This is a genomic window from Mycobacterium hubeiense (assembly GCF_002838065.1).
Lineage (GTDB): Bacteria > Actinomycetota > Actinomycetes > Mycobacteriales > Mycobacteriaceae > Mycobacterium > Mycobacterium hubeiense.
Window position 1 is genome coordinate 97,777 of the sequence record NZ_PIZU01000018.1, and the last position, 6,706, is coordinate 104,482.

Sequence of the window (6,706 nt, forward strand, 5' to 3'; positions counted from 1 at the left end):
GCCTATGCACCAAACAGTCTGCGCCGCAAGGCGGCTGCGTTGCCGAAGATCCGTATACCGAGCACCACGATGATCGCCGTCGACAGTTGCGTGCCCACCCCGAGCTGATCACCGACATAGACGATGAGCGCAGCGACCAACACGTTGAACACGAAGGACACCACGAACACCTTCGAGTCGAAAATCCGTTCCAGGTAAGCCCGCAACCCGCCGAACACTGCGTCCAGCGCGGCAACCACCGCGATCGGCAGGTACGGCTCCACGAACTCGGGCACGCTGGGCCGGAATACCAGACCCAGCACGACGCCGATGACAAGTGCGGCGATTCCGATCATGTGTGTCCGATCATCTCGGTCCAATCTGCTTGCCGAAGTTGATATCTCGCACCGACCCCGCGGGCAGGGTGACGTTGTCCCCGGCGCTGACGCTCACCCCCACGCCGTAGGAAGTTTCCAGCAGCCGCAGCCGCTGCAGGGCGGGACTGCGCTCGAACGAGTCCTGCATGGTGTTGGGCGGTCCGACGGCGAGAATGACGTACGGGCTGCTGATCGGTCGATTGTCGACCAGGATCCCGCCGCCGGCCTGCCGGATCGTGACGGTCGCGCCGATGCGCACACCGTCGACCGAGATCGCCTCGGCGCCACTGGCCCACAGCGAATTGACGACCAGTTGCAGGTCGCGGTCCAGGATCACCTGCTGGCTGCCCGGCAGGCGTTCTTTGGACACGTCGCTGAGATCCTTCGAGATGCCGGGATCCGTGATCGTCACCGTCAAACCCGGGCCGGCGACCGGCGTCGCGGCCGCCGCGAAGTTCGCGTCGTCCAGACTGCCGAGCAACTGCCGGCCGCGCTCGTCGCCCTCCAGCCGTATGCGGCGTTCGGCGTCGACCTGGGCGGTCAATGCGTCGCGACGCGCGGTGAGCTCATCGGTGGTGGCCTCCGTGGCACGCACGCTGCCGGACAACACGTGCTGGGCCTCCCGTGCGGCGGGCGCGACCGACTGCGCCTGCGCGACAGCGGCCGCCGACACCGTCGCGATGGCCAGCATGGCGAGCACCCGCCACATCCATTCCCGTGACCGGCTGCGCGGTTCGGCGCCGTCGCGCCGGGCCGTCGCGGCGGCGGCATAGCCCGGATCCAGATGATCGGTGAGCAGCGAACGCAGCAGCGACGGCACCGGGATCAGCTTCGGCGCGCCCGCCTCGTGGACGTTGCGCCCCGCCTCCGGGTCGTAGCCGCCGAGCAGAGTCATGGCGCCGCCTTCGGAAGTTGCCTCACCACCATCGCGACCTGGACGAGGTAGAGCACCCCGGACCACAGGTAGAGCGCCAATCCCCAGATCAGAAACGCCCAGCCGCAGGCCAAAATGACGCGGCTCCACAACGCGTCCCACTGGCCGAGCAGGATCAACGGGAACCCCGACATGAGGGCGAAGGTAGCCGCTTTGCCGATGTAGGTCACCGGCAGTGCCGTCAGGCCGCGACGACGGATCACCGGCAGGGTGGCCGCCAAGACGGCGTCGCGCCCGATCAGGGTGAGCACGATCCACCACGGCACACTGCCGTGCACCGCCAGCGCGATCGGCACGGTGACCATGTAGATCCGGTCCACCAGCGGGTCGAGCAGCTCCCCCAGCCGTGACGACTGATTGGCCACCAGCCGGGCTATCTTGCCGTCGGCCCAGTCGGAGAAGCCGCTGAACATGAGCACGGCCACCGCCCACGCGTTGGCGTGCGCCACCAACAGCAGCCACAAAAAGACCGGGACCAGCACCAGGCGCAGCACGCTCAACACATTGGGCACGGTGAGCACCCGGTCGCGCGCAGGCGCGTGGTCCATGCGTAAAACCTAGCGGAATACGCCCGGCAGGCTCAGCGCCGACATCGTGTCGTCTGCCAGCGGGTTGTCGTGCACCATGTACGTCCACGTCGACGTCGGCCGGGCCAGTTTGGACAGGTCCACGCCCGGCTCGTCCTCGATCGACGGGGCGGTCTCGAACGTCTGCTGGGCAGCCTCGATCGCGTCGGCGGCCAGCGAGGCGAACGCATCGATCGCCATCCGGTGGAACTCGTCGAGCGGATTCTGCCGGCCCAGCGCCCGCAGGTGGATGCTCTCCCGGATGTCGGCCAGAAACGCCAGGTGGTCGCACCAGCCACGGTCGAGGTGATACAGCATGATCAGCCGGCAGATCTTCTCCAGCCGCTCCTCGGAGAGTTTCTCGGCCAGCTCGGCGTAACGCTCCGGTGACCGCTCGGCGAGCTCTTCCCGCGCAGTTGCGGTGCGCAGCAATGTATCTCGTCGTTCCACGATGATGGCGCGCTGCTGCGCGATGAGCTCGTTATAGCGCCAGGTGTTGGCGTGCACGTCGAGCAGCCGGCCTTCGGCGATGCGCTGGGCGTGGTCGAGCAGGCTCGGTGCCTTGGCGGCGACGATGCGGCCGTTCTCGTCGGTCTCCATCGGCAGTTTGTTGGGCTCCAGATGCGCCGCGACGACGTCGTCCTCCCAGCTGGCGAAGAACACCGACGACCCCGGGTCGCCCTGGCGACCGGCTCGGCCGCGCAACTGGTTGTCGAGCCGTTCGGTGTGGTGGCGTCCGGTGCCGATGACGTGCAGCCCGCCGAGTTCGGCCACCGCGTCATGGTCCGCCTCATCCGAGCCGCCCAGCCTGATGTCGGTGCCGCGCCCGGCCATCTGCGTCGACACCGTGACCGCGCCCAGCTTGCCGGCCTCGGCGATGACACGTGCCTCTTCGGCGTCGTTTTTGGCGTTCAGCACCACCGCGGGTACACCCGCCTTCACCAATCGCCGATGCAGATCCTCGGATTCGGCGACGTCGTGGGTGCCGACCAGCACCGGTTGTCCGGTCGCGTGCACCTCCGCGATGTGCTCGACGATCGCGTCGTTCTTCGCCGCCGCGGTGATGTACACGCGGTCGGCCTCGTCCTCACGAATGTTGGGAGTATTCGGGGGAATTGGTGAGACGCCGAGCTTGTAGAACTGTCGCAGCTGCTCACCGGCGGCCAGCGCGGTGCCGGTCATCCCGCACACCGTCAGGTACCGGTTGATCAAGGCCTGCACCGTGATGGTGTCGAGCACCTCGCCGGTTTCGGTGGTTTCGATGCCCTCTTTGGCCTCGACCGCGGCCTGCAGGCCGTCGGGCCAGCGCTGCAGCGCTGCGATGCGCCCTCGGGAAGAGTTGATCAGGTGGACGGCATCGTCGCGCACGATGTAGTGCACGTCGCGCTGCAGCAGCACGTGCGCGTGCAGCGCGACGTTGATCTCGGTCAGGGTGGTGCCGACGTGTTCCTCGGAGTAGAGGTCGATGCCGCCGAGCTTGGCCTCCAGCTTCTGCGCGCCCGCCTCGGTGAGGTGCACGTTGCGGCCGTCGGCGTCGGTGTCGTAGTCCTTGCCGGGGATCAGTTCACCGACCAGGCGGATGATCTCGACCTTCGGCATTTCGCGGTGGCTGCTGCCGGCCAGCACCAGCGGCACCAGCGCCTCGTCGACGAGCACGGAGTCGGCCTCGTCGATGAGCGCCACATCGGGGTTGGGTGACACCAGATCCTCGACGTCGGTGACCAGTTGGTCGCGCAGCACGTCGAACCCGATCTCGTTGACCGAGGCGTAGGTGACGTTGCACTCGTAGGCTTTTCGACGTTCCTCGGCAGTGGAGTCGGCGGTGATCCAGCCGACGGTCAGGCCCAACGACTCCAGCAGCGGCCCCATCCATTCCGCGTCGCGGCGGGCCAGGTAGTCGTTGATGGTGATCACGTGCACGCTGCGGCCACCGAGCGCGTAGCCGGCCGCGGCGATCGCACCGGCCAGCGTCTTACCTTCACCGGTGGCCATCTCGACCACGTCGCCGGCCAGCATGCGCAGCGCGCCCAGCAGCTGGACGTCAAACGGACGAAGCGCGGTCGTCCGCTCTGACGCTTCCCTGGCGATCGCGAGGAACTGCGGGATGTCGTCCGAGTCGTGGAGATCCTTGAGGTTCAGCAGCTGGGCGGCCTTGCGCAGCTGCTCGTCGTCGAGGTCGGCGGCTTTCTCGTCAAAGTCGGCCGAGGCGCGGACCTGCGCCATCGAGCGGCTCTGCTCCTTCTCGGTGCTGGCGCCGAGAAGCCTCCAGAACCGGCTGTTCACACGACCTGAGGTGCGGGTCTTCGTTTTCGCCACACATTTACCGTACGCGGAAGCCGTAGCGCACCGAGTCACCCACCGCTTCGAACCCGATCCGCTGATAGATCGCGTTGGAGACCGGGTTGGCCAGATCGGCGAACAGCACGACTTCGGCGACGCCGCTGCGCAACGCCAGCTCGGCCGCGGCCGCAGTGACCGCTGAGCCGTAGCCGTGCCCGCGTAACTCGTGCGGCGTGAACACCGGCCCGACCCGCGAGACGCCCGCCACCGGCGCGCGCACCATCGCCAGGCTCACCGGCACGCCGTCGGCGATCCACAGCAGGAGCCGGTCGCCCAGCTGATTCGCGGTGTCGATGAAGCGGCCCCGGGCGGCGGGATCCGATGGGCCGCCGTCGGTCTCGGCGAAGAACGCGTCGAGCCAGTCGACCACCAGGCGACGGTCGTCGTCGCCGACTTGCCGGTACTCACCGGCCACCCGGCCGGGCGCCCGCAAGGTGGCCAGCCGGTAGAGCCGCTCCTCGGCCGCCAGCGTCGCGGTGTGGCCGGTGGCGTCGCACCATGCGTCGGCAAACGCGGTGGCCCGGGCCCGCTCCCCGCGCACACCGAGCAATGCGGGCCGCACCGGCGATAGCTCGGAGGCGGCCGCGGGTGCCGCCTCGACGGGAATTCCGTTGCACAGCAAGGGAAACGGCGGTGCCTGCATTGCCGCACCGATTGCGACGCCGTTGTTCCAGGCCGTCAGCAGCACCGCATTGTCGCCGGTGTCCGACGGCGGCGGGCTGCGCAGCGCGGTCAGTTCGACCGTGTGGGCGACGGGCTCGCGGCGATACAGCGGCTGCGCGATCGCCCGGAATTCGTCGAAGGACCGATGTAGGCGGACGTCCACGGGGGCCGCGCTCAGGCCAGGTTCGACCGTCGCGGATAGACCACCGTCGGATCGGTCAGGGTGTTCACCACCGCGGGCAGCCCGGACGAGAACGCCCGTTCCAGCGCGGGCCGCAGTTCGGCCGGGGTCGACACCAGCTCGCCGTGCCCGCCCAGCGCTTTGACGACCTCGTCGTAGCGGGTGCCGGGCCGCAGGTCGGCGACCACCGAGTAGCCGTACAGCATCTCCATCGGGTGCTTCTCCAGCGCCCAGATGCCGTTGTTGCCGATCACCGACACCACCTGCACGCCGTGGCGCACCAGCGTGTCCCATTCCATGCCCGAGAATCCGAACGCCCCGTCGCCCTGCAGCAGCACCACCTGGCGGTCAGGCCGGGCCAGTTTGGCGGCCAGCGCGTAGCCCGGCCCCGAGCCCAGACAGCCGAACGGGCCGCTGTCCAGCCATGCGCCGGGCACATAACTGTCGATGACCCGGCCGGCGTAGGAGCCGAAGTCGCCGGCGTCGATCACGATGATCGCGTCGCGATCGAGCAGCGGCGTGAGCTCGGCGTAGAGCCGCATCGGGTGCAGCGGGGTGCGGTCGTCGCTGAGCTCGGCTTGCTCGGCGGCCCGCGCCGCGCTCTCCACCGCCCGCAGCTCGCCGATCCACGACTCGTGGTCGGGCGCCGCGGAGGCCGCCAACGCGGACAGGATTGTCGTCAGATCGCCGTAGACGCCCGCGGCGACGGCGCGCGGATGGTCCCGCTCCGGTGCGACGCGGTCGATGGCGATCAGGCGGGTGTCGGCACCAAACACCCCGCCGAAGCCCAGCCGGAAGTCCATCGGCACACCGATCACCAGCGCAACATCGGCCTCCCCCAACGCTTTTGACCGCGCCCGCGAGAAGGCCAGCTCGTGGTCGGCGGGCACCACCCCGCGAGCCATCCCATTCATCAGCACCGGGATCCGCATCCGTTCCGCGAGGTTGAGTAGGGAGGCCTCGCCATGGCCCCACCAGACATTGGTGCCCGCCATGATCACCGGCCGCTGCGCCTCGGCCAGCAGTCGGGTGGCCACCTCCAGCGCATTGCCATCCGGCTGGTCCGCGGCGGCGGTCGGCTCGGTCAATGCGCCGGGGCGAGCGTCGTCGTGGGCCTCGCTGAACACGTGGTCCATCGGGAAGTCGACGAACGCGACCCCGGAGGGCGCGCCCACCGCGGCCCGCAGCGCGTCGTCGATGAGTGAGCCGACGGCGTCGGCCGACGATGCGGTCGCGGCGAAGCGCGCCAGCGGCGCCACGAACGGCACGTGGTCGATCTCCTGCAGCGACCCCTGCCCCCAGCGCAACGCCGGCGCCCGGCCGCCCAGCACCACCAGCGGTGACTGGTTCTGCTGGGCGGCCGCCATCGCGCTCATCCCGTTGGTGACGCCGGGCCCTGCGGTCAGCGCCGCCACGCCCGGCACCCGCGTCACCTTCGACCAGCCTTCGGCGGCGAACGCCGCAGTCTGTTCGTGGCGGGTGTCGATCAGCCGGATGCCCTCGGCGTGGCAGCCGTCATAGATCGAGAACAGATGTCCGCCGGAGAGTGTGAAGACCGTGTCGATGCCGCTGGCCTTGAGCCGACGGGCGATCAGATGTCCGGCGTTGACCGTGGTTGGAGCGTCGATGCTCATTGGTAGTCAGGGGCGCGGTGTCGGCAAGGCAG

General features: G+C 69.0%; 6 protein-coding genes. All 6 read right to left on the minus strand.

Annotated features, from left to right (window positions below; all coding sequences use genetic code 11):
- Positions 1 to 2: 2 nt before the first annotated feature.
- From CWS39_RS15580 to CWS39_RS15605, 6 genes are read right to left on the minus strand one after another with little or no spacing between them, the layout of a single operon-like run.
- Positions 3 to 335 carry a small basic family protein gene (locus tag CWS39_RS15580; RefSeq protein WP_102143827.1) on the minus strand — a complete coding sequence of 111 codons (333 nt, stop codon included), beginning with the start codon at positions 333 to 335 and terminating at the stop codon, positions 3 to 5.
- A gap of 10 nt (positions 336 to 345) precedes the next feature.
- On the minus strand, positions 346 to 1,251 hold the full coding sequence (locus CWS39_RS15585) for a DUF881 domain-containing protein (protein WP_102143828.1): 906 nt from the start codon (positions 1,249 to 1,251) through the stop codon (positions 346 to 348).
- On the minus strand, positions 1,248 to 1,838 hold the full coding sequence (locus CWS39_RS15590) for a CDP-alcohol phosphatidyltransferase family protein (RefSeq protein ID WP_102143829.1): 591 nt from the start codon (positions 1,836 to 1,838) through the stop codon (positions 1,248 to 1,250). Before CWS39_RS15590 ends, CWS39_RS15585 begins: the two co-directional genes overlap by 4 nt.
- Positions 1,839 to 1,847: 9 nt before the next feature.
- Positions 1,848 to 4,172 (minus strand): accessory Sec system translocase SecA2, encoded by a 2,325-nt coding sequence (secA2, locus tag CWS39_RS15595; protein WP_102143830.1) that lies wholly within the window; start codon positions 4,170 to 4,172, stop codon positions 1,848 to 1,850.
- A 4-nt stretch (positions 4,173 to 4,176) separates the two neighbouring features.
- The gene (locus CWS39_RS15600) at positions 4,177 to 5,022 is read right to left on the minus strand and encodes a GNAT family N-acetyltransferase (RefSeq protein WP_102143831.1); all 846 of its coding nucleotides are present in this window, start codon (positions 5,020 to 5,022) and stop codon (positions 4,177 to 4,179) included.
- 11 nt (positions 5,023 to 5,033) lie between these two features.
- Complete coding sequence (locus CWS39_RS15605; protein WP_102143832.1) at positions 5,034 to 6,674, minus strand: acetolactate synthase; 1,641 nt, start codon at positions 6,672 to 6,674, stop codon at positions 5,034 to 5,036.
- Positions 6,675 to 6,706 lie beyond the last annotated feature (32 nt).

Bases quoted from the DNA above. Each gene is read 5' to 3' on its own strand.
- CWS39_RS15590 (WP_102143829.1), bottom strand. From the start codon at position 1,838: ATGGACCACGCGCCTGCGCGCGACCGGGTGCTCACCGTGCCCAATGTG.
- CWS39_RS15580 (WP_102143827.1), bottom strand. From the start codon at position 335: ATGATCGGAATCGCCGCACTTGTCATCGGCGTCGTGCTGGGTCTGGTA.
- CWS39_RS15605 (WP_102143832.1), bottom strand. From the start codon at position 6,674: ATGAGCATCGACGCTCCAACCACGGTCAACGCCGGACATCTGATCGCC.
- CWS39_RS15585 (WP_102143828.1), bottom strand. From the start codon at position 1,251: ATGACTCTGCTCGGCGGCTACGACCCGGAGGCGGGGCGCAACGTCCAC.